The sequence below is a fragment of the Paramesorhizobium endophyticum genome, assembly GCF_014640615.1.
GTDB classification, from domain to species: Bacteria; Pseudomonadota; Alphaproteobacteria; order Rhizobiales; family Rhizobiaceae; genus Paramesorhizobium; species Paramesorhizobium endophyticum.
Genome location: NZ_BMHH01000037.1, coordinates 1 through 20,677, shown reverse-complemented (window position 1 = coordinate 20,677; position 20,677 = coordinate 1). Strand labels below are relative to the sequence as shown.

General features: G+C 58.8%; 17 protein-coding genes and 1 pseudogene. 13 read left to right on the top strand and 5 right to left on the bottom strand.

What is annotated here, in order from left to right:
* Positions 1–162: 162 nt before the first annotated feature.
* Entirely contained in the window at positions 163–858 is a 696-nt protein-coding gene (locus IEX53_RS22425) for a GntR family transcriptional regulator (protein WP_188826402.1), read from the bottom strand.
* A 128-nt stretch (positions 859–986) separates the two neighbouring features.
* Between IEX53_RS22425 and IEX53_RS22420 the strand changes: the two genes are divergently transcribed.
* From IEX53_RS22420 to IEX53_RS22400, 5 genes and pseudogenes are all read left to right on the top strand, one after another.
* The gene (locus IEX53_RS22420) at positions 987–1,994 is read left to right on the top strand and encodes a TRAP transporter substrate-binding protein (protein ID WP_188826403.1); all 1,008 of its coding nucleotides are present in this window, start codon (positions 987–989) and stop codon (positions 1,992–1,994) included.
* A 66-nt stretch (positions 1,995–2,060) separates the two neighbouring features.
* Positions 2,061–2,630: a TRAP transporter small permease subunit gene (locus tag IEX53_RS22415; RefSeq protein WP_188826401.1), complete on the top strand. Its 570-nt coding sequence runs from the start codon at positions 2,061–2,063 to the stop codon at positions 2,628–2,630.
* On the top strand, positions 2,627–3,943 hold the full coding sequence (locus IEX53_RS22410; protein WP_188826400.1) for a TRAP transporter large permease: 1,317 nt from the start codon (positions 2,627–2,629) through the stop codon (positions 3,941–3,943). The genes IEX53_RS22415 and IEX53_RS22410 overlap by 4 nt, the downstream gene beginning before the upstream one ends.
* A pseudogene (locus IEX53_RS22405) lies at positions 3,940–5,383 on the top strand (malonyl-CoA decarboxylase). The gene IEX53_RS22410 and the pseudogene IEX53_RS22405 overlap by 4 nt, the downstream one beginning before the upstream one ends.
* A complete protein-coding gene (locus IEX53_RS22400) occupies positions 5,380–6,891 on the top strand; it encodes a malonate--CoA ligase (RefSeq protein ID WP_188826398.1) in 1,512 nt (503 codons plus the stop codon). Before IEX53_RS22405 ends, IEX53_RS22400 begins: the two are co-directional and overlap by 4 nt.
* 122 nt (positions 6,892–7,013) lie before the next feature.
* Here IEX53_RS22400 and IEX53_RS22395 read toward each other — a convergent pair whose 3' ends face one another.
* Positions 7,014–8,171: a M20 family metallopeptidase gene (locus tag IEX53_RS22395; RefSeq protein ID WP_188826397.1), complete on the bottom strand. Its 1,158-nt coding sequence runs from the start codon at positions 8,169–8,171 to the stop codon at positions 7,014–7,016.
* A gap of 27 nt (positions 8,172–8,198) precedes the next feature.
* Positions 8,199–9,119: a LysR family transcriptional regulator gene (locus tag IEX53_RS22390; protein WP_188826396.1), complete on the bottom strand. Its 921-nt coding sequence runs from the start codon at positions 9,117–9,119 to the stop codon at positions 8,199–8,201.
* A 169-nt stretch (positions 9,120–9,288) separates the two neighbouring features.
* Here IEX53_RS22390 and IEX53_RS22385 point away from each other — a divergent pair, with 169 nt between their 5' ends.
* The 6 genes from IEX53_RS22385 to IEX53_RS22360 all read left to right on the top strand — a co-directional run bounded on the left by IEX53_RS22385 (position 9,289) and on the right by IEX53_RS22360 (position 16,045).
* Positions 9,289–10,818: an ABC transporter substrate-binding protein gene (locus IEX53_RS22385; RefSeq protein WP_188826395.1), complete on the top strand. Its 1,530-nt coding sequence runs from the start codon at positions 9,289–9,291 to the stop codon at positions 10,816–10,818.
* A 72-nt stretch (positions 10,819–10,890) separates the two neighbouring features.
* Positions 10,891–11,808: an ABC transporter permease gene (locus IEX53_RS22380; RefSeq protein ID WP_188826394.1), complete on the top strand. Its 918-nt coding sequence runs from the start codon at positions 10,891–10,893 to the stop codon at positions 11,806–11,808.
* A 1-nt stretch (position 11,809) separates the two neighbouring features.
* On the top strand, positions 11,810–12,703 hold the full coding sequence (locus IEX53_RS22375; RefSeq protein WP_188826393.1) for an ABC transporter permease: 894 nt from the start codon (positions 11,810–11,812) through the stop codon (positions 12,701–12,703).
* A 2-nt stretch (positions 12,704–12,705) separates the two neighbouring features.
* Positions 12,706–13,674 carry an ABC transporter ATP-binding protein gene (locus IEX53_RS22370; RefSeq protein ID WP_188826392.1) on the top strand — a complete coding sequence of 323 codons (969 nt, stop codon included), beginning with the start codon at positions 12,706–12,708 and terminating at the stop codon, positions 13,672–13,674.
* Positions 13,671–14,660, top strand: coding sequence for an ABC transporter ATP-binding protein (locus IEX53_RS22365; protein WP_188826391.1), 990 nt, complete (start codon positions 13,671–13,673; stop codon positions 14,658–14,660). Before IEX53_RS22370 ends, IEX53_RS22365 begins: the two co-directional genes overlap by 4 nt.
* Positions 14,657–16,045: a M20 family metallopeptidase gene (locus IEX53_RS22360; protein ID WP_188826390.1), complete on the top strand. Its 1,389-nt coding sequence runs from the start codon at positions 14,657–14,659 to the stop codon at positions 16,043–16,045. The genes IEX53_RS22365 and IEX53_RS22360 overlap by 4 nt, the downstream gene beginning before the upstream one ends.
* 395 nt (positions 16,046–16,440) lie before the next feature.
* Here the strand turns inward: IEX53_RS22360 and IEX53_RS22355 are convergent, their stop codons facing one another.
* On the bottom strand, positions 16,441–17,394 hold the full coding sequence (locus tag IEX53_RS22355; protein WP_188826389.1) for a LysR family transcriptional regulator: 954 nt from the start codon (positions 17,392–17,394) through the stop codon (positions 16,441–16,443).
* 103 nt (positions 17,395–17,497) lie between these two features.
* Between IEX53_RS22355 and IEX53_RS22350 the strand changes: the two genes are divergently transcribed.
* Entirely contained in the window at positions 17,498–18,808 is a 1,311-nt protein-coding gene (locus tag IEX53_RS22350) for an MFS transporter (protein ID WP_188826388.1), read from the top strand.
* Entirely contained in the window at positions 18,805–20,004 is a 1,200-nt protein-coding gene (locus IEX53_RS22345) for a M20 aminoacylase family protein (protein ID WP_188826387.1), read from the top strand. The genes IEX53_RS22350 and IEX53_RS22345 overlap by 4 nt, the downstream gene beginning before the upstream one ends.
* A 109-nt stretch (positions 20,005–20,113) precedes the next feature.
* On the opposite strand, the gene IEX53_RS22340 is transcribed toward IEX53_RS22345, so the two are convergent.
* Entirely contained in the window at positions 20,114–20,470 is a 357-nt protein-coding gene (locus tag IEX53_RS22340; RefSeq protein ID WP_188826386.1) for a transposase, read from the bottom strand.
* Positions 20,471–20,677 lie beyond the last annotated feature (207 nt).

Genomic DNA, 20,677 nt, shown 5'->3' with positions numbered 1-20,677 from the left:
CGCACAGTTCGAGAGACTGGCCGCATAATCTGAAAATGCCTCTCCACTTTTCCGAAGCAAGTCCAAAGAGCCAGCCATAGCGGCGTGACCCAAACCAAAGGCCTCAGGCAAACCCCAGTTCGGTTTTAGAGGTTCCTTCCGAGTTACTGACTGGCGATAGCATCAGTTAGCGGATGATGGGGCCGATCCAAGCCGGCCGTTGCGCCGTTCGCGGTTCGAGAGGTTTGCAACAAGATCGCCGAAGCGGTCGCCCTGGACGGCTACATGGCTGCGCAGACGCTCCCGCGCACCGTGCGCATCGCCGGAAAGGATGGCCTCGACAATTTCCCCATGCTCCCCGAATGAAGTCTTCATGCGGTTTCGGACTCTGAGTTGGAGGCGACGGTAGGGGCGAAGGCGGCGATGCAGAGCCGTGCATTGCTCCTCCAGGAAGCCGCTATGGCTCGCCGCGTAGATGGCACGGTGGAAAATCTCGTTCTCGTAATAATAGCGGTCAGTCTCTTCGGCAGCGACCGCCTCCTTGCACTTGTCATGGGCACACAGGAGCGTGGTTTGGTCTTCCTCCGTATGCCGGCGAGCGGCCAGAGCGCCGGCAATGCCTTCCAGTTCAGCCATCACCTCGAACATCTCGAAGACACGTTGCGGCGCCGGATCCACGACGACGGCGCCGCGCCGTGGCCTGATCTCCACGAGCCCGATTGCACTCAACTGCATCAAGGCTTCACGGATCGGTGTACGTGATACGCCGAAGCGCGTCGCGAGTTGCATTTCGTCCAGGCGTTCACCCGGTTCGAATTCGCCCGTCACGATGCCGTTTTCGATGTCGTCGCGCAGCTTATAGAAAATATTCTCCGTCATTCCTTCCCATCCATCTCCCAGTATGCATCGCAATGTTTCTTGTATACAAAAATCTTGACATGGTGCGCAAGAAGGCACCAATATCATACCAGACCGGCGGGAGGGCCGGAAATATCAGGGAGGAAAAAATGAGCAGTTTTCGACGGAAACTGATGGCTTCCGCTATGGCGGCGGCTATTGGCAGTTTGATTATATCGACAGCAGCAGCCCAAACGGTCCTGAAGGCTTCGCACCAGTTTCCAGGCGGCAAGGGCGACATTCGCGACGAGATGGTCCAGTTGATTGCCCGCGAGGTCAGCGCCGCCAATGTCAGTCTTGAAATCCAGGTCTTTCCGGGTTCTTCGCTCTACAAGCCAAACGACCAATGGAACGCGGTCACGCGAGGCCTGCTCGACATGACGTCGCTTCCCCTGGACTATGCTTCGGGCCGGCACCCGGAATTCTCCGCGACGCTGATGCCCGGACTTGTCGGGAATTTCGATCGCGCCATGCGTCTAAACGATTCTGAGTTCATGCAGGACATCAAGAAGGTCATCAACGATGCCGGTGCCATCGTGATCGCCGATGCCTGGCTTTCCGGTGCCTTCGCTTCCAAGAAAGACTGCATAACCTCGCCCGATACGATCAAGGGACAGGTAATCCGTGCGGCCGGGCCGGCCTTCGAGGAGATGCTGGTGGGAGCCGGCGCATCGATTTCATCCATGCCCTCTTCAGAAATCTACACGGGCATGCAGACCGGCGTTCTGGATGCAGCCAACACCTCGTCGGCGAGCTTTGTTTCCTATCGTCTCTTCGAACAGGCCAAGTGTCTCACCGCGCCGGGCGAAAATGCCCTCTGGTTCATGTATGAACCGGTGCTGGTTTCCAAGCGTGTCTTCGATGGCCTGACAGCAGAGCAGCAAAAAGCAATTCTCGCAGCGGGCGAGAAAGCGGAAGCCTACTTCAACGCAGAGGTCCGCAAGGGCGATCAGGCCATGATCGACACCTATAAAAAGGCAGGCGTGGAAGTCGTCGAGATGTCGAAGCCGGACTACGACGCGTGGCTCGAAGTTGCCAAAAATTCGTCATACAAGAATTTCGCAGCAAAGGTGCCCGGCGGCGACAAGCTGATCGAGAAGGCCTTGGCCGTGGAGTAAGGCGCCCCCGATAAGCCGGCGCGCTCCGGCGCGCCGTCCCGCTCTCCTGAAATTGAGGATAGTCGCATGCTCAAGGCCTATGTACAGGCTGTCGGCAATGTTTCACGGGGCCTCGCGATCGTTGCGACCCTGCTGATCATCACGGCGATGCTCGTCGTCTGCCAGATGGTCATGACGCGCTATGTGTTTCGCAGCCCGACGATCTGGCAAACTGATTTTGTCGTTTTTTCCGCGACGGCAGCCATGTTTCTTGGCGCGCCTTACGTATTGCTCAAGGGTGGCCATATCGGCGTCGACGCAGTTGAAATGATGGTCGGCGCCCGTACACGCTCCGTTCTGCGCGTGGTTGGGAGCGTACTCGGTCTGCTGTTCTGCATCATCATGCTGGCCGCAACATGGATTCAGTTCCATGATGCATGGGCAGGAAACTGGAAACACTCCAGCGTCTGGGGGCCACCGCTTTGGGTGCCGCTTGCCGCCCTTCCCGTCAGCTTTGCCATGCTGTGTCTGCAGTATGTCGCGCAGATCCTGACGCTCTTGACCGTGCCGGCAGTGACGGCAACGATCAGCCATGGCGGGGTTGAACCGGGTTCGTCATTTGGCGCCGATTCTCGCCCCCGGGAGATCATCCAATGAGCCCCACCGTTTCCGGATTGATGATTGTTGCCTGCCTGTTGACTTTGCTGGCGACAGGCATGCCAATTGCTTTCGCGCTGGGCCTTGCTGCCTTCGCGGCACTGTATATGCAAAGCGGCGCCGCCATTTTCTACGTGCTTGGCGATACGATGTTCTCCGGCATCGCCAATCTGGCCTACGTGTCCATCCCGATGTTCGTCCTCATGGGCGCAGCGGTCGCCTCGTCTCCGGCGGGGTCTGATCTATACACCTCGCTCGATCGTTGGCTCAACCGCATCCCGGGCGGCCTCATCCTGTCCAATATCGGCGCTTGCGCCATTTTTTCCGGAATGACGGGCTCTTCGCCCGCGACATGCGCGGCGATTGGCAAGATGGGTATCCCGGAAATGATGCGGCGTGGCTATCCCATCTCGGTTGCAAGCGGCTCCATCGCTGCCGGCGGCACGCTGGGTATTCTCATCCCTCCATCTGTGACCCTGATCGTCTACGGAATTGCAACCGAGACCTCCATTGGGCGGCTGTTCATGGCCGGGATCATCCCCGGCATCATGCTGACGGCCATGTTCATGGCCTGGGCGATCATCGATTGCAAACGGAAGGGTTACGAATTCGACGCGCGCCTGGTTCGCTATTCGATGAAGGAACGGCTGGCAGGCCTTCCGCGCATCTTGCCGTTCCTGCTGATTATCGCCGGAACGCTGTATGTGCTATATGGCGGGATTGCCACGCCGTCGGAGGCGGCCGGTGCGGGTGCGCTATTGACACTGCTTGTGGTAATCATTGCCTACCGTCTGTTCCGTTTCCGGCCAATCGCCAACATCTTCGGGTCGGCTATGAAGGAAAGCGTCATGATCATGATGATCATGGCTGCCGCCGAGCTTTTTGCCTTTGCGCTTTCCTCGCTCTTCATCACGCAAACCATAGCCACGGCCATTGCGGACATGGAGGTGAACCGTTGGATGTTGATGTTGGTAATCAACGTCTTTTTGTTGATCTGCGGCATGTTCCTGCCGCCCGTCGCCGTCATCGTGATGACAGCGCCGATGCTCTTCCCGATCATTACCCAGGCCGGATTCGACCCGTACTGGTTCGCGATTGTGCTGACGATCAACATGGAGGTCGGCCTGATCACGCCTCCGATCGGGCTCAACCTCTTCGTGATCAATGCCATCGCGCCGCAGATTCCGACGAAGGACATCCTCTGGGGCTCCCTGCCATATGTGCTGGTCATGTTCCTGGCGATTCTCATCCTTTGCATCTTCCCGGATATTGCGACGTGGCTGCCAAACCAGATGCTGGGAACGATCCAATGAGAACGAACTCATTTTTCAGCGACATGTTGCAGAGCATCACCGATCGCGGCCGACGATTTTTATCACTCGGCCCCACCCGCGATGGCGAAGTCGATACGATTGGCACCATGCAAGCGCTCTGCGAAACCCTGTTGTCGAGCCAGGGCGAAGCGTCAGGCATGGCGCTTGCCAAGAACATTCTGGATCGTTGGCAGGGCTTCGATCCGGAGAAGCGGCGTGAGTTCATGGTTGTGCTGTTCTCGCGCTTCGGGCCGAACATTGAGCGTCTGGAGCGGGCGATCGACGCCTATCGTGCCGATCCGAATCCGAAGGCGCTGCTCGAGTTGAGCGTGGCGGCGGAGCCGCGCCGGCAGGAGTTGATCCGCAGGCTCAATCTCGCCCCCAATGGCATCGCCACGCTCGTGCGGATGCGGGAAGTCCTGCTCAAGCTCAAGGCCGAGAATTCCGATCTGGAAGCGGTCGATGCGGATTTTGCCCATCTGTTCGGATCGTGGTTCAATCGCGGCTTCCTGGTGCTGCGGCCGATAAGCTGGTCGACGCCGGCCGACATTCTGGAAAAGATCATTCGCTATGAGGCCGTACACCATATCAGTGGTTGGGACGAGTTACGCCGGCGCCTTGCGCCGGAAGATCGGCGCTGCTTCGCCTTCTTCCATCCCCAACTCGTCGATGACCCGCTGATCTTCGTCGAAGTGGCGCTGACGCGGGAGATGCCCTCGAACATCGCTGACCTGCTGAAGGAGGATCGAGCGCCCATCCGTGCCGCAGATGCGACGACGGCGGTCTTCTATTCCATTTCGAATTGTCAGGAGGGTCTCAGGGGTATTTCCTTCGGCAACTTCCTGATCAAGCAAGTGGTGGAGGATCTGCGCCGTGAGCTCCCCCGTCTCGAGACGTTTGTGACATTATCACCGGTGCCAGGCTTTGCCGAATGGTTGTCGCGCGAACGTCGCGCTGAAGCATCCGATGCCTTGTCCTCCGCCGATCGCAGCAAGCTTGCGGTGCTCGATGAACCGGGTTGGGCCGATCAGCCGGAACCGATGCCAAGCCTCCAGCCGACTATGACGGCCGCTGCCGCCTGGTATTTTCTCAAGGCCCGCAATCGCAGTGGCAAGGTGGTGGACCCCGTTGCCCGTTTTCATCTGGGTAACGGCGCGCGGCTTGAGCGTATCAATTTCCTCGCGGACAGCTCTGAGCGCGCCCTGCGTCAGGCCCACGGACTGATGGTCAACTATCTCTACAAGCTCGACGACATCGAGACGAACCACGAAACGTTTGCAAGCCACGGCCAGGTTGTCGCCGCACCCGCCATCCGGCGGCTGGTTCCTCCGGACGACACGAGTCTTCGCAGCCTGGCGCCGATTTCGGGCATCCTCCCCCCGGGTCTGCAATCAGGCGGTTCACAAAAAGCGGAAAGGCAGTAAGGAGTCCACTTCATGAGCAACCATCTGTTCGATGCCATTCGCCAGGCCGCACGCCCCGGCTCCATCTTCATCCTGACGGCCGATGGCCGCTCCTGGACATACCGCGACATGCTGGAATATTCGGGTCGCATCGCATCTGCGCTCGATGCTCTTGGCGTGCGGCCGGGTGATCGCGTGGCCGTGCAGGTGGAGAAGAGCCCTGAGGCGCTGATGCTGTATCTCGCCTGCCTTCGTGTGGGAGCGGTCTATCTTCCCCTCAACACGGCTTATACGCTTGCCGAACTCGACTATTTCATCGGTGATGCCGAGCCACGGGTCGTCGTCTGCGCCCCGACTGCGAAGGAGGGGATCGCGAAGCTTGCCGCCACCCATGGGGCCCATGTCGAAACGCTCGATGAAAAAGGGAGTGGCTCGCTGGTCGACCTTGCCAGGGATGAGGCGCCGGATTTCCTCGACGCGCATCGGCAGCCCGATGATCTTGCAGCCATCCTCTACACGTCAGGCACGACCGGACGCTCCAAAGGTGCCATGCTGACGCATGATAATCTCCTGTCGAATGCGTCCACGCTTCGCGATTATTGGCGCTTCACCGCCGATGACAGGTTGATCCACGCGCTCCCGATCTTCCACACGCACGGCCTCTTCGTCGCGTCAAACGTCATTCTTCTGGCAGGCGCATCGATGATTTTCCTGCCAAAGTTCGATGCAGACGACGTTTTGCGCCTGATGCCCCAGGCAACTGCAATGATGGGTGTCCCAACCTTCTATGTCCGCCTGATCCAGCATTCCGGCCTGACGCGCGCTGTCGCTGCCGGGATGCGTTTGTTCGTTTCAGGATCGGCTCCGCTACTCGCCGAGACCCACAGGACGTTCGAGCAGATGACCGGGCATGCTATTCTCGAGCGCTACGGGATGACTGAAACCAACATGAATACGTCCAATCCGTATGACGGGGAACGTATTGCCGGAACGGTCGGCTTTCCATTGCCGGGAATCTCGCTTCGCGTCGCTGAGCCAGAGAGCGGTGAACCACTTCCCGCCGGCGAGACCGGCATGATCGAGGTGAAGGGTCCGAATGTATTCAAGGGATATTGGCGCATGCCCGAGAAAACCCAGGCGGAATTCCGCGCCGATGGCTTCTTCATCACGGGCGATCTCGGCAAGATCGATGAGCGGGGTTACGTCCATATTGTCGGACGCGGGAAAGATCTCGTGATTTCCGGCGGATACAACATTTATCCCAAGGAGGTCGAAACGGAGATCGACCAGATGCAGGGTGTAATCGAAACGGCCGTCATCGGGGTGCCGCATCCGGATTTCGGAGAAGGCGTGACGGCCGTGGTGGTCAAGAAGCCGGGTGCGACGATTGACGAGCGCGCCGTGCTCGACGCGCTGAAAGACCGCTTGGCCCGCTACAAACAGCCAAAGCGTGTGATCTTCGTAGACGACTTGCCGCGCAATATGATGGGCAAGGTTCAAAAAAACATACTTCGCGAAGCATACGCCGATCTTTATGTCAGCTGATCCTGGTCATCCGTTGCATGCCCCCATACCCATTCGCATTATGCAATCAGATTAGCATCGCGATGGTTGAGGGCGATGCCTTCTTTGAGGACACATATGGGCGCAACTACAGCTTGAAGCAGTCAGCCTAATTTGAAGATTGTTGCCGCAACAATGCGGGCACGTTCGGAAAGTGAGGCCACCTCGATATATTCCTCTGCGGTATGTGCTTTGCCGCCGACAGGGCCAACACCGCATATCGTCGGCGCGCCGACGCTTGCGGCAAACCCGGAATCGGCACATCCGCCTGTAAATTCTCCTGATATGCGCAGCCCCATCTCATTCGCCGATGAAAGATATTTTTCCGTCAATGCTTCGCTTTCGGTGGTCGGAACAAGCGGCAGGAAACCGCTTTTGCGTTCGGCCTTGATGCTGGTGCCGGGAGTGGTCGTGCTGCTCAGGATCATTTCGACGCTTCGGATCAGATCGTCGCGTTGTTCATTGGTGACGAAGCGGACATCGACTTCACCGTGTGCGTCAGGTGCTATGGTGTTGACGGATTGGCCGCCTTTGACCAGTCCGACATTGAGCGTGATACCGTTCTCGACGCATGTCAGCCCGTGCAGTGCCGTGATTTTATGGGCAAGCTCGCCAATGGCGCTGGCGCCCTCGGTAAAATTGACGCCGGAGTGCGCTGCAATGCCCGTTATCTCGAAGCGATAGGTGAAGCCTCCCTTGCGACCGGTAACGACATTACCGGAAATGCGTCCTGGTTCTGAATTGAAAACCGCAATCGCCTGCTTTGCCTCCTTCTCGATAAAGGCATGTGAGGTGCCGGATCCGATTTCCTCGTCGCCGGTCATCAGTGCAACCAGCGGCACCTGCGGTGCAAAACGGCTGAATGCCGCCATGATGAAAGCATTCATGACCAGGCCCGCCTTCATATCCGCGACACCTGGCCCATAGGCACGATCGCCGCTGATATGGAACGGTCGCCGTGCGGCTTCGCCCTTGGGAAAGACAGTGTCGCGGTGCCCCATCAGGAGGATGGCGTGCCGGTCGCTGTCGCTACCGGGATTTCCGTTGGCCGCGCGCAGGATGTTACCAAAATGCACATTCGGCGTCGTCGTCACGCTGATGCCGTGGTCGATGAGGAAGCTTTCCAGCTGGGCCCCGACAGCGTCGACACCCGCCTTGTCATAGGAGCCGGAGTCGATGTTCACCAGTTCCGAAAGGAGTTGGATCATGGCGTTCTGTTGCGCCGCGAGCCAGGAGGAAATCGCTGCATTCTGTTGCTGCATGATGGATCGTGTCTTTCGTCTCAGGTTTCAAATTTCTGTCCGCTCGCCAATCTGATCAGCGAGGAAATGGGAAAAGTCGTGGATGAGGCGCGGCAGCCTGCGGGCGGCCATGGTCTGGATTTCCAGGCTCCTGTCGAAGGCGTTGTCTTCCCTAAAAGGGCGGGCGACAAGCAGGCCGTCGCTAATCCACGTCCGTGCCGAAATGGGCGAGGCGAATGCGATGCCGCCGCCCAGCCGCGCGAAATGCATCAGCCCGGCACTGTGACTGGAAACCATGGCGACGCGGAGCGAAACGCCCTCGGCGGCGCAACGCAGATCAATGACTTTGCGCAGCGTTGTATCGGGTGACGAAAGCGCAATTGGATAGGGCGCAAGGTCGCTCATCGCCAGCCGGTCATGCGCGGCGAGGGGATGCGATGGATCCATCAGTGCCATAGTTGCCACACGAACGCGGCGCACCACATGAACCGGGATCACCGCAGCGATCGCGAAGGCGATGCCGATATCGACCTCGCCTTCGCGTACCATCACCGGGATGTTGGGTGGGGGGACCACATGGACATCGAAGCGTATTTCCGGAAATTTCTGGCGATAGAGGAACACCATTTCCGACATGAAGCTGTTGGCGAGACCCTCGCTGATGGCGATGCGTATCGTCCCTCTCGGCTTTTCCGCCTCACCTCTGATTTCAGATGTTACATCTTCCGCATCCAGAAGCGCGCCGCGGATATAATCGGCTAGTTTCTCGCCGGCCGATGTCAGGACCATGCCTCTGGGCTTGCGCTCGAACAGTGATGTTTCGAATTGCATTTCCAGCGTCGCGATCTGCCGGCTGATAGCCGAGCCCGCCACATTCAGTCGTTGCGACGCGCCATTGATCGATCCGGTGCGCGCCACCTCCAAGAAATATTTCAATGTGTTGGGCAGCATCGGGGCGTTGGGTAGCATGGTGGCAGCATGCCTCGCGATATTGCGTTGCTTGTTTGGCAATGGATCATTCTAAACATTGATATTGTAGCATGGCAATACCTGCCTCAATAATCAGCGGCAGATAAAAAAGCACAAAAATGTGCAGCTTGGGCGGCCTTTTTCGCACCAACAAAGGGGAACTACTGCAATGAGAAAATTCACACTCGGGATCACCACAGCTGTCGGATGCGTTGCGCTTGCAATGTTCGGCACCACTGCGGCGCTTGCCGGCAAGGTCGATAACGATATCCGCTTCGCCTATGACCAGGCGCCGGAAAGCGTTGATCCGTACTTCAACAATGTCCGTATCGGCGTGATTGTCGGCCAGCATGTCTGGGACACATTGGTCTACCGCGATCCGGACACCGGCGAATACAAGGGCCAGCTTGCCAAATCATGGCGGCAGGTGGACGACCGCACGATCGAGTTCGAGTTGCGGCAGGGGATCAAGTTTCACAATGGCGAGGAATTCGATGCCGACGATGCCGTCTACACGCTGAACTTTGTCGCCGATCCGGAGAGTGCTGTGACGACGCAGCAGAATGTCTCCTGGATCGAGAAGGCAGAGAAGATCGACAAATACAAGTTTCGCCTGACTTCCAGGGAAGTGTTTCCTGCCGCCATCGAGTATCTCTCCGGACCCGTCGTCATCCACCCCAACGAATATTACAAGCAGGTCGGTCCGTCGGGCATGAACACCAAACCGGTCGGCACCGGACCGTTCCGCGTGACGGAATATGATGTCGGCAAATCCATCACACTGGAAAAGAATCCGGACTATTTCGCTGATTCTCCGAAGAAGCAGGGGCCGATCGAAAAGATCGTAATCCGCTTCATCCCGGATCGGCAGACGCAGATGGCGGAAGTCCTGTCGGATGGCGTCGACTTCATCATGCATGTTCCGAAGGATCAGGCCGAGCAGCTCGAGACGATGCCGAGCCTGCAGGTGGTATCCGGCGAAACCATGCGCATCGCCTTCATGCAGATGAATTCGCAGGATGGAACCCCATCGGAAGCGCTCAAGGATGAACGTGTTCGCAAGGCAATCATCCATGCAATTGACCGCGAAACCCTGGTCAAGGAAATCGTCGGCGCAGGCTCCCGCGTTCTTACCACGATCTGCTTTCCCGCGCAGTTCGGCTGTACCGACGAAGGCGCGCCGGCATACGAATACGATCCGGAAAAGGCCAAGGCGCTGCTCGCCGAAGCAGGTTTTGCAAACGGCCTCGATCTCGATCTGGTCGCCTATCGCGAGCGCAATCAAACAGAGGCGATCATCGGCTATCTCAAGGCGGTCGGCATCAACGCCAATCTGCAGTTTTTGCAATATGCCGCGATGCGTGACCTGATCCGCTCCAACAAGGTGATGCTGACGCATCAGACCTGGGGCTCGTTCTCGGTCAATGATGTATCCGCATCGACACCAGTCTATTTCGGGTTCGAAAAAGACGACATCACGCGCGATCCGGAAGTCCGTGATTTCCTCAAGAAGGGCGACAAGACCATTTCCCCGGATGGTCGCAAGGCGGCCTACCGTGATGCGTTGAAGCTCATCGCCGAGCGCGCCTATGCCGTACCGCTTTATTCCCTACCGGTTTACTACGTTGCGACCGCCGATCTGAATTTCAAAGCCTATCCGGACGAGATGCCGCGCTTTTGGGAAATGACCTGGAAATAGGTTCGCCTGACTGCATCCGTTTCCCGTCATCCGAGACGGGAAACGCCCGGACATCTTGAAAGGGAACAGAGCATGACGATTTTCATTCTCAAGCGGCTCGGCCTCGCACTTCTTGTGGCACTCGCTGTTTCGGCAATCGCCTTCTTCCTGTTGCGCATGTCCGGCGACGTCGCGATTGCAATCGCCGGGGAGGGGGCACGCGATATCGATATCGAGGCGGCGCGTCGGCTGCACGGTCTCGACCGGCCGTTGATCGTCCAATATGCCGCCTGGCTCGTGCAGACGCTTCGCGGCGATTTCGGCCAGTCGATTTTCTTCAAGACCGACGTCTTGTCGCTCGTCTGGGCCAAGCTGCCGGTGACGCTCCTGCTTGGCGTCATGTCGCTTGGATTCGCGCTTGCTATCTCCATACCGCTGGGCGTTCTCGCTGCAGTGTTTTCCAATACCTGGATCGATCGTCTTGCCCTGTCGGTTGCCGTGGTCGGGCAGGCGCTGCCGAATTTTTTCTTTGCCCTGATCCTGGTGATGCTGTTTTCGATCGCGCTGCGCTGGCTTCCGGTCTCCGGCAGCGCGACCTGGGCGCATTACGTCATGCCGATGATCGCGCTTGGCTATTACGTCACCCCCGCCTTCATGCGTCTCATCCGCGCCGGCATGATCGAAGTGCTTTCATCGGATTATATCCGCACGGCGCGCGCCAAGGGGCTTCCCGCCCGCATCGTGATTTTCAAGCATGCGTTGCGCAACGCCGTCATGCCGGTCGTGGCGCTATCCGCCGTGCAACTCGGCTATCTCCTCGGCGGCTCGGTGGTCATCGAGACCATCTTCGCTCTCGATGGGCTGGGCTTCCTTGCTTACCAAAGCATCACGCACAAGGATTTTCCCGTCATTCAGGCCGTCGTCATGCTTCTGTCGGTACTTTACGTGCTGCTGACGCTGTTGGGCGATGTCGCCAATGCCTGGCTCAATCCGCGTCTGAGGGTATCGTGACATGACTGACGCCTCATTATCCCTCGACATGATCATGGAACCAACGGCGGGCGCTCGATTTCGCAAGCGCATATTCGGCCAGAAGAGTTTTGTTCTGGGTGGCGGGCTCCTGCTTGTGATCATGCTCATTGCACTTCTTGCGCCGCTGCTGGCAACGCACGATCCCTATGCGCAGGATCTGGCGCATCGCACGGTGCCGCCATTCTGGTATGCCAAGGGGTCGCTGGAGCATATCCTTGGCACCGACAATCTGGGCCGCGACTACTTTTCGCGCCTGCTCTACGGCGCGCGCATATCGCTGCTTATCGGCCTCTCCGTGATGATCATTTCCGGTATCATAGGCACGACACTCGGCCTGCTGGCGGGTTATTTCGGCGGCAAGGCCGATCTTGCGGTGACGTTTCTTGTGACAACCCGGCTGGCGATGCCCGTCATGCTGGTTGCCCTTGCGGTCGTCGCCATGGTCGGTGGTTCCCTGCCGGTGATCGTTCTCGTTCTCGGCTTCCTTAAATGGGATCGCTTCGCCGTGGTCATGCGCAGCGCAACCCAGCAGGCAAGGGCGCTCGATTATGTCGCTGCGGCTCAAGCCGTCGGCGCGTCCACGCCACGGATCATACTCGGCGAAATCCTGCCCAATGTGCTGCCGCAGCTCATCGTCGTGGCAACCCTTGAGGCCGCAAGCGCCATTCTCCTGGAAGCGTCTCTCTCTTTTCTCGGTCTCGGGGTGCAGCCGCCTTTGCCATCCTGGGGACTGATGATCTCGGAAGCCAAAAACTACATGTTCTTCTCCTTCTGGCTGATTGCCATCCCCGGCGCCATGCTGGCCCTCCTTGTCCTGGCCATCAATCTGGCCGGTGATGGCTTGCGCGATATCTTCGCGCCGGAAGGACGCTGAACATGAGCAGCACCTTGCTTCAAGTCGAAGGTTTGTCGGTCGATATCAAGACCGGCGCGGGAACGCTTCACGCCGTTCGCAATATTTCGTTCTCCGTCAAACGCGGCGAAACGCTTTGCATCGTCGGCGAGTCCGGTTGCGGCAAGTCGATGACGTCGCTCGCCATCATGGATCTCCTTCCCAGGGCGGCAAAGCGGAGCGCGCAGCAATTGCTCTTCGCCGGCGAAAATCTGACTCGAAAAACGACGGGCCAGCTCAACGCGCTGCGCGGTAACCGCATGGCGATGATTTTTCAGGAGCCTATGACGGCGCTGAACCCTGCCTACACGATCGGCGACCAGCTTATGGAAGGCTATCGCCGTCACAAGCACGCCAGCGCCGCCGAAGCGCGGGAACGGGCGGTTTTCCTCCTTGGAAAGGTCGGCATCGCGGCGGCCGGCGATCGGCTTGGTCAATACCCGCACCAATTATCCGGCGGCCTGCGGCAGCGCATCATGATCGCGATGGCGCTGATGTGCGGGCCTGAGCTGGTGATCGCCGATGAGCCGACCACGGCGCTGGATGTCACCATCCAGGCGCAAATCCTGCGATTGCTGGCAGAATTGCGCGAGGAACTCGGCATCGCCCTCGTCCTCATCACCCATGATCTGGGTGTCGTGGCGCGCATCGCCGACCAGGTGGCGGTGATGTATGCGGGCGAGATCATCGAACAGGGATGTGCCGCCGATATCTTCAGCGATCCGCGCCATCCCTACACACGTGGCCTGATTGACTGCATTCCGCTGCCCGGCAAGACCAGGCCGGGCGAGAAGCTTGGCATCATTCCCGGCGTCGTGCCGTCGTTGGTGGGCGAGATCAAGGGCTGCACATTCCGTGACCGTTGCTCCCATGCCGAGGTGCGATGCAGCGTGGCCGCGCCTGCCAGACGGGTCGCGGATCATTCTTGGCGCTGCATTCTGGAGGACGCATGACCACTCTCATTCAGACCGAAGGCGTCACGCGCTCGTTCAATGTCAACGCGGGAATATTCCGCAGGAAACGCACGTTGCATGCCGTCAATGGTATCGATCTGGCGCTGGAGAAAGGCGAAGTTCTGGGCATCGTTGGCGAGTCCGGTTGCGGCAAGTCGACATTGGCGAGAATACTGCTCGGTCTGCTGCCACCGACCACCGGCACCATCCGGTTCGGCGGCGAGGAGCTCTACACGTTGAAGCGTCGAGATCTGGCGCGCCAGGTGCAGCCGGTCTTCCAGGATCCCTATTCATCGCTCAACCCGCGCCGCACCATCGTGTCGATCGTCGCGTTTCCACTCGAGGTGCACAAGATCGGCTCCCCCGCCGACCGCCGCGGACAAGCGCTGGAGATCATGGATCTTGTCGGATTGCCTACGCGTTTCGCGGATCGATATCCCGGCGAGCTTTCAGGCGGCCAGCGCCAGCGTGTTGCCATCGCCCGCGCACTCGTCATGAAGCCCGACGTCATCGTCTGCGATGAACCGACATCGGCACTCGATGTTTCTGTTCAATCGCAAATCCTCAATCTCCTGCTCGACCTGCGCAAGGAACTGGGCCTTACCTATGTCTTCATCAGCCACAATCTCGGCGTCGTCGAGCATATCGCCACGAGGGTGGCGGTCATGTATCTGGGGCGCGTCGTCGAGCTTGCAGACACACAAGCACTTTTCGCCAATCCGCAGCATCCCTATACGCATGCTTTGCTGGCTTCGATCCTGACGCCGGAGCCAGGGCTCGGAATTCCGGAAACGGGTCTCGGCCTTGCCTTCCCCGATCCGCTCAACCCGCCGCCTGGTTGCGCGTTCCATCCAAGATGTCCGTCGGCTTTCGATGTATGCAGGAGCGTCGCTCCGCAACTCCTCGATACGGGAAAGGGCCGCGTGGCCTGTCATCTCGTCGACCCGTCATTCAATGTCAAAGCACAAGGAAATGCTTCCTCATGAGCCGTGAAGCCGCCATCGCCCGTGCAACCAGCTATTTCGATACGGGCATTTTCCGGGAAGACCTGGCGCGCCGTGTCGCCATGCCGACTGAAAGCCAGAACCCGGATCGCGCCGATGTGCTGCAGGCCTATCTCGACGACGAGATGAAGCCGGCACTGGCGGAACTCGGCTTCTCGACCGAGATTGTCCGCTATGATGGCGTCGATCTGCCGTTTCTGCTGGCTGAGCGCATCGAGCATGAAGCCCTTCCGACGGTTCTCGGTTATGGCCATGGCGATGTCATCCGGGGCCTTGACGATGACTGGCAACCGAATTTGTCGCCGTGGACCATGACCGAGATCGATGGCAGATGGTATGGTCGCGGAACCGCCGACAACAAGGGCCAGCATTCAATCAACATCGGTGGGCTGAAGGCCGTACTTGAGACACGTGGCAGGCTCGGCTTCAATGCGAAATATCTGATCGAGATGGGGGAGGAGCGGGGCTCGCCCGGTCTGCGCGAAATCTGTGCGAAGTACAAAAATCAGCTGGGCGCCGATCTTCTCATCGCCTCGGACGGGCCGCGGCTGAATGCCGAGCGTCCGACCGTGTTTCTGGGCTCGCGTGGTGGCGTCACCTTCGACCTTTGGGTCGATGCGCGCGAAGGTGGGCATCATTCCGGCAATTGGGGCGGGGCACTGTCCAATCCGGGTATCCAGCTTGCTCACGCCATTGCCAGCCTTGTCGGGTCGACCGGGCAAATCCGTGTGCCTGAACTGGTGCCTCCGGAAATACCGCAATCGGTGCGTGACGCGCTTGCCGACTGTGAGATCGACGGCGGCCCGGATGGTCCAAAGACCGACGCATGGTGGGGAGAACCCGGTCTTACCACAGCGGAGCGCGTTTTCGGCTGGTGTTCTCTGGAAGTCCTCGCCTACGAAACCGGCAATCCGAAAACACCGGTGAACGCAATTCCGCCACGCGCCTGGGCGCGATTGCAGCTTCGTTTCGTCGTTGGCGTCGATCCGCATCAGGTGCTTCCGACGGTCCGCCGCCACCTCGACCGGCAGGGGCTATCGATGGTACAGGTCGCTCCTTCGCGGGAAGAGATTTTCCATGCGACACGACTTGACCCGGAAGATCCATGGGTCAGGTGGTCCATCGCCTCGATTGCTCGAACAACGGGCAAGAAGCCGGCACTTCTGCCAAATCTGGGCGGCTCGCTTCCCAATGACACTTTCTCCGATATTCTCGGCATGCGTACGATCTGGGTGCCGCATTCCTATCCCGGTTGCTCGCAACACGCGCCGGATGAGCATTTGCCCGTCGATATCGCCCGTGAAGGATTGGCAATTATGGCAGGCCTTTATTGGGATCTCGGAGAGGCGAATATTCCAGAGCGATGATGGGCATTTGATGCGGTCAATCCATGGCGGTCTCGCGTCAGACTAGACGGTCACGAAAAGACTGCTACCCAATTGTCATAATGTAATGGGTTCGGCACTCGCCAGCAACAACGCATCGGCAACTTGGTCATATGACCGCTCGAGGGGTGCGGTTGCGACGCGGATGTGATGGCTGGGCAGGATCGAAAATTTGCGCCCGGATTGACGGCGATGTTCCTGGCCGTGAGAGGCGGATACCCAGGCGCACAGGGCGCCGCCAGGGCCGATGTCGCTCCCGCGCTCCTGTAGACGGTGCGGGGCGTGCAGGACATCGTTGCGCGTCGCTGCGTCAATAACCAGTCAGGCGCTGGCCGATTGCAGGCTCGATGATTGCTACTGTGCATAGTCATCGCCTGCTACATATCCGACCATCTCAGCGGAGAAATTCGTGCCTCATCGATCAGGTTCGACTGGAGCAGCCGCAGAAGCGGCTCCGATTCTGTTTCCCGCGTCCAAATAAGGCCAATCGGTTCCACTTGCGGCTGAAACGTGAAATCGAGAATCTCGGCCAGGCCTTCTTTCTTCCAGCGGCGAGCCGCCGAAATGGGGACGAGCGCCAGTATCGGCATTTCGGAAGTCAGCATGAGGATAGTATCGAGCGAACTCGTTTCGAAGACGCAGTTGATACGGCCGATCAGTTGTTGGGCGACGATCGCATCGAAATGTTCCCGCAATGGCGTCTCCGGCAATGGCAGACACCAAGGATGCGCCAGAAGGTCGGGCCATTGCGGTCTTGCCAGCTGCAAGAGAGGGTGCCCGAGCGACGCAATAACGGTCGAAGCGTCCGTGCGCACAAGAGGAAGAGAATGCATTGCCGGTGTCATCATGGACGGAACGAGCCGGCCGAAGATAAGGTCGATCTTACCCGCCATAAGATCTCGTAAAAGATCAAGCAAAAGACCGTGTCGGATCTGTATCCGCGTATTGGGATGGCGCTTGGCCAGATTTGCAGTGGAGCGCAGGAAGAGTTCCTGCGCGGTGACGGCCTGAAGCCCGACGCGCAGGATGCCGGCGCCGCCATGGAAGAGAATGTCCAGTTCCTCGCTCAAATTGTTGATCTCGGCGGAAATTTTTCGCGCGGTATTGATGAAGCGTTCGCCGGCAGCGGTTGGCACCAATATGCGACCCCGCCGCTGAAACACCTTCAGACCGATGACATCCTCGACCTCGGCTATGGTCTTCGAAATCGCAGCCTGTGAGACATGCAGGTAAGATGACGCAGCTGTGATACCGCCGCAGTCGATGACAGCAAGCACCGTGCGCAGATGGCGTAGCTTAATTTGGTTGTTCCATTGCCAATGAAGTGCCAAACCCCAACCTCCAGGTTATGGATGCAAGCGATAAATTCACTTTGGCGGTTTGAAAAGCCGAATTATGAGAAGGAAATAATAATAATCTAACTGAGGGGTTAAAATGGTGGATTCTGCTGCCTTGCCTGCCGTCCCAGCGGATGGCGCAACCGAAAAGAAAGTTTCCAGGCGTGCGCTTGTTGCTGCGGTAGCAGGTAACTTTCTTGAGTTCTTCGATTTCACGGTTTACGCGCTGTTTGCCGTGATGATCGGCCGTGTCTTCTTTCCGGTAGGCTCCGCATCAGGGCAGTTGCTCCTATCGCTGGCGACATTTGCCGTCGGCTTCCTGATGCGACCGCTGGGTGGCATCCTTATTGGTGCTTATGCGGACCGCAAGGGGCGCAAGGCTGCATTGACGCTGACCATGCTGCTGATGGCGGTCGGCACCGGCATACTCGGCCTTACTCCATCCTACGAGCAGATCGGCCTGTTTGCGCCAGCGGTCGTCGTGCTTGCCCGCCTGTTGCAGGGGTTCTCGGCCGGCGGCGAACTCGGTGCGGCGACCACATATCTGGTGGAGGCGGCTCCGGACGGTCGCCGTGGCCTTTTCGGCAGTTGGCAATATGCAAGCCAGGGCCTCGCAACGCTGGTAGCCTGTCTGATGGGCTTCGGTCTTGCCGAACTGCTTTCTGCCGAAGCGATGAATGCCTGGGGCTGGCGCGTGCCTTTCCTGTTCGGAATGCTGATTGGTCCGCTCGGCTTTTACATACGCCGCCACATGCATGAGACCGTCAACGAGACCGAACGGCATGAAAGCTCCGGCGCAGTGCTGAAGGAACTCTTCCAGCGCCATGGAGGCCTGATCTTCATCGGGGTCCTGTCGATCATGGGTGGGACGATCTCGAACTATATCGTCGGCAAATACATGACGACCTACGCGATGCACACGCTGAAGCTTCCGGCCAGCACCGCCATGCTGGCCGGCGCGACAAGCGGGTTCGTCGTGTTTTGCGCCGCTCTTCTGGGAGGCTGGCTTTCGGATCGTTATGGGCGCCGCATGGTGATGGTGCTGCCGCGAATAATCTTCGTCCTCCTGACGATTCCGGGCTTTTATGTAATCACCACGTCCCATGATGCGGGCCTGCTGTTCTTAATGATCGCCATTCTCGCATTCTTCCAGGCAATCAGTGGCGCAGTGGGCATCCTCGCGCTGCCGGAATGCTTTCCGCGGGCCGTCCGGTCTTCTGGACTCTCCATCACCTATGCACTCGGCGTAACGATTTTCGGCGGCACGGCCCAGCTGATCGTCACCTGGCTGAACGACGTAACCGGGGACCCAATGGCGCTCGCCTGGTATCTGGTTGCGACGAACGTCATTACCATCATCGCCCTCTATCGCCTACGTCCGCCATCTGCACAAGGATCGCTCGAATGATCTCTAGCTCCGATATCCTCAACGCTATGAAAGCGTTCGAAAACGACCTGATCGCAATCCGGCGCCAGATCCACGCTCATCCCGAGTTGGGCTTCGAAGAACATCGAACGGCGACTCTGGTTGCCTCGAAGCTAAAGGAGTGGGGTATAGAAGTCACCGAGGGCATCGGCAGGACCGGCGTCGTCGGTACGCTGCGCGGCAATCGGTCCGGCAACCGGTCGATCGCGTTGCGCGCCGACATGGACGCGCTGCCGCTCATCGAAAAGACCGGCCTTCCTTACGCGTCCACCGTCACCGGGAAGATGCATGCCTGTGGTCATGACGGCCACACGACGATGTTGCTCGGCGCCGCGCGCTATCTCTCCGAAAATCGGGATTTTGCCGGCATGGTGCACTTTATTTTCCAGCCGGCCGAAGAGGGACTTGGCGGCGGCCGCCTGATGGTCGAGGAAGGGCTGTTCGACCGTTTTCCGGCCGATGCCGTCTATGGCATGCATAACGAGCCAGGACGGCCTGTCGGAGAATTCGGCTTGCGCCCCGGTCCGTTTCTCGCGGCCAGCGATACCTGGCAGGTCACCTTCATCGGCACCGGCGGGCATGGCGGTGCAGCGCCGCATCTCGCAACGGATCCGACGATTCCGGCGGCACAGTTCATCCTTGCCGCCCAAGCGATCGTCGGGCGCAATATTTCGGCGCTGGAACCTTCGGTGATCAGCGTCGGTCATATCGCTGCCGGCGCCGAGGGTGCGCCTAACATCATTCCCGATACGGTTGTCGTGAAAGGCACGGCACGCAGCTATTCGCCGGCTGTGCGCGATACGATCGAGCGCCGTCTTGCGGAGGTCTCTGAAGGGCTGGCAGCCACTCACGGCTGTCGGGCCGAGCCGGTTTACGTCAGGCGCTACCCGCCGCTCATCAACGACGCCGAAGCGACGGCGAAGGCCGTCCGCGCCGCGTCTGACATCGTCGGACGCGACAAGATCGATGACGACAGCGTCAGGCAAACCGGGGCAGAAGACTTTTCCTTCATGCTGGAGGCAAGGCCGGGCGCAATGATCATGATCGGCAATGGGAGGAACGACGACGGGTCGTTTCATTTCGTGCACACGCCGCACTATGACTTCAACGATGAGATCATCACGCTCGGCGCCGCGTATTGGGTTTCTCTCGTCCAACAAGAGCTGTCTGCGCCTTAGAGTGTCGCGGGTGTCGACTTCAAGTCGGCTCGCGACGCTTCTTGTCAGGCAGAGGGCGAGACGTTCAGAAAGCATCATCCGTTTATATTCGCGATTGCCGGTTTTGCTCTTACTCCAGCCCCAGCTTTTTCCTCAGTTCGGCATTCTCCTTGCGCAGGCGTTCCGCAAGCAGGCTCTTCAGGCGTTTGTTTTCTTCTTCAAGCGCCAGCAGGTCCTTCAGATCGTTGTTCTCTGAAACAAGCGCTGCTACAGGGGCTGCAACAGGAGCCGCAGTCTTCTTCCATTGATAATACGTCTGTTCCGATATGCCAGCCTCTTTGGCCGCGCTCTTGATGCTATCCCCGCGACCGACTGACTGTTCGATATCGCTTAGAATTTGGGTGCGTTCCTGTGGGGAATGGAGCTTTCGACGGCTTCGAACCGCAACTGTCGAAGCTTCAGCCGTCCGGGCTGCTTTCTTGCTCACGGACGGCCTGGATTCCGCCTTTGCTTTAGACATGAGAGCGGCGGTGCAAAAGTGGGCCACGGTAGCGGCGGAATAATCCAGCCGCGGGCGGAGTAAAAACCGGCCACCTATTTCCTTTCTGCAATGAGCGCAGGAGGGACCGGGGATCTACACCGTGGAACTTTATTTGAGGGTCCGCCTGGCTGTTTCCGAAGGGATGACGCAGCG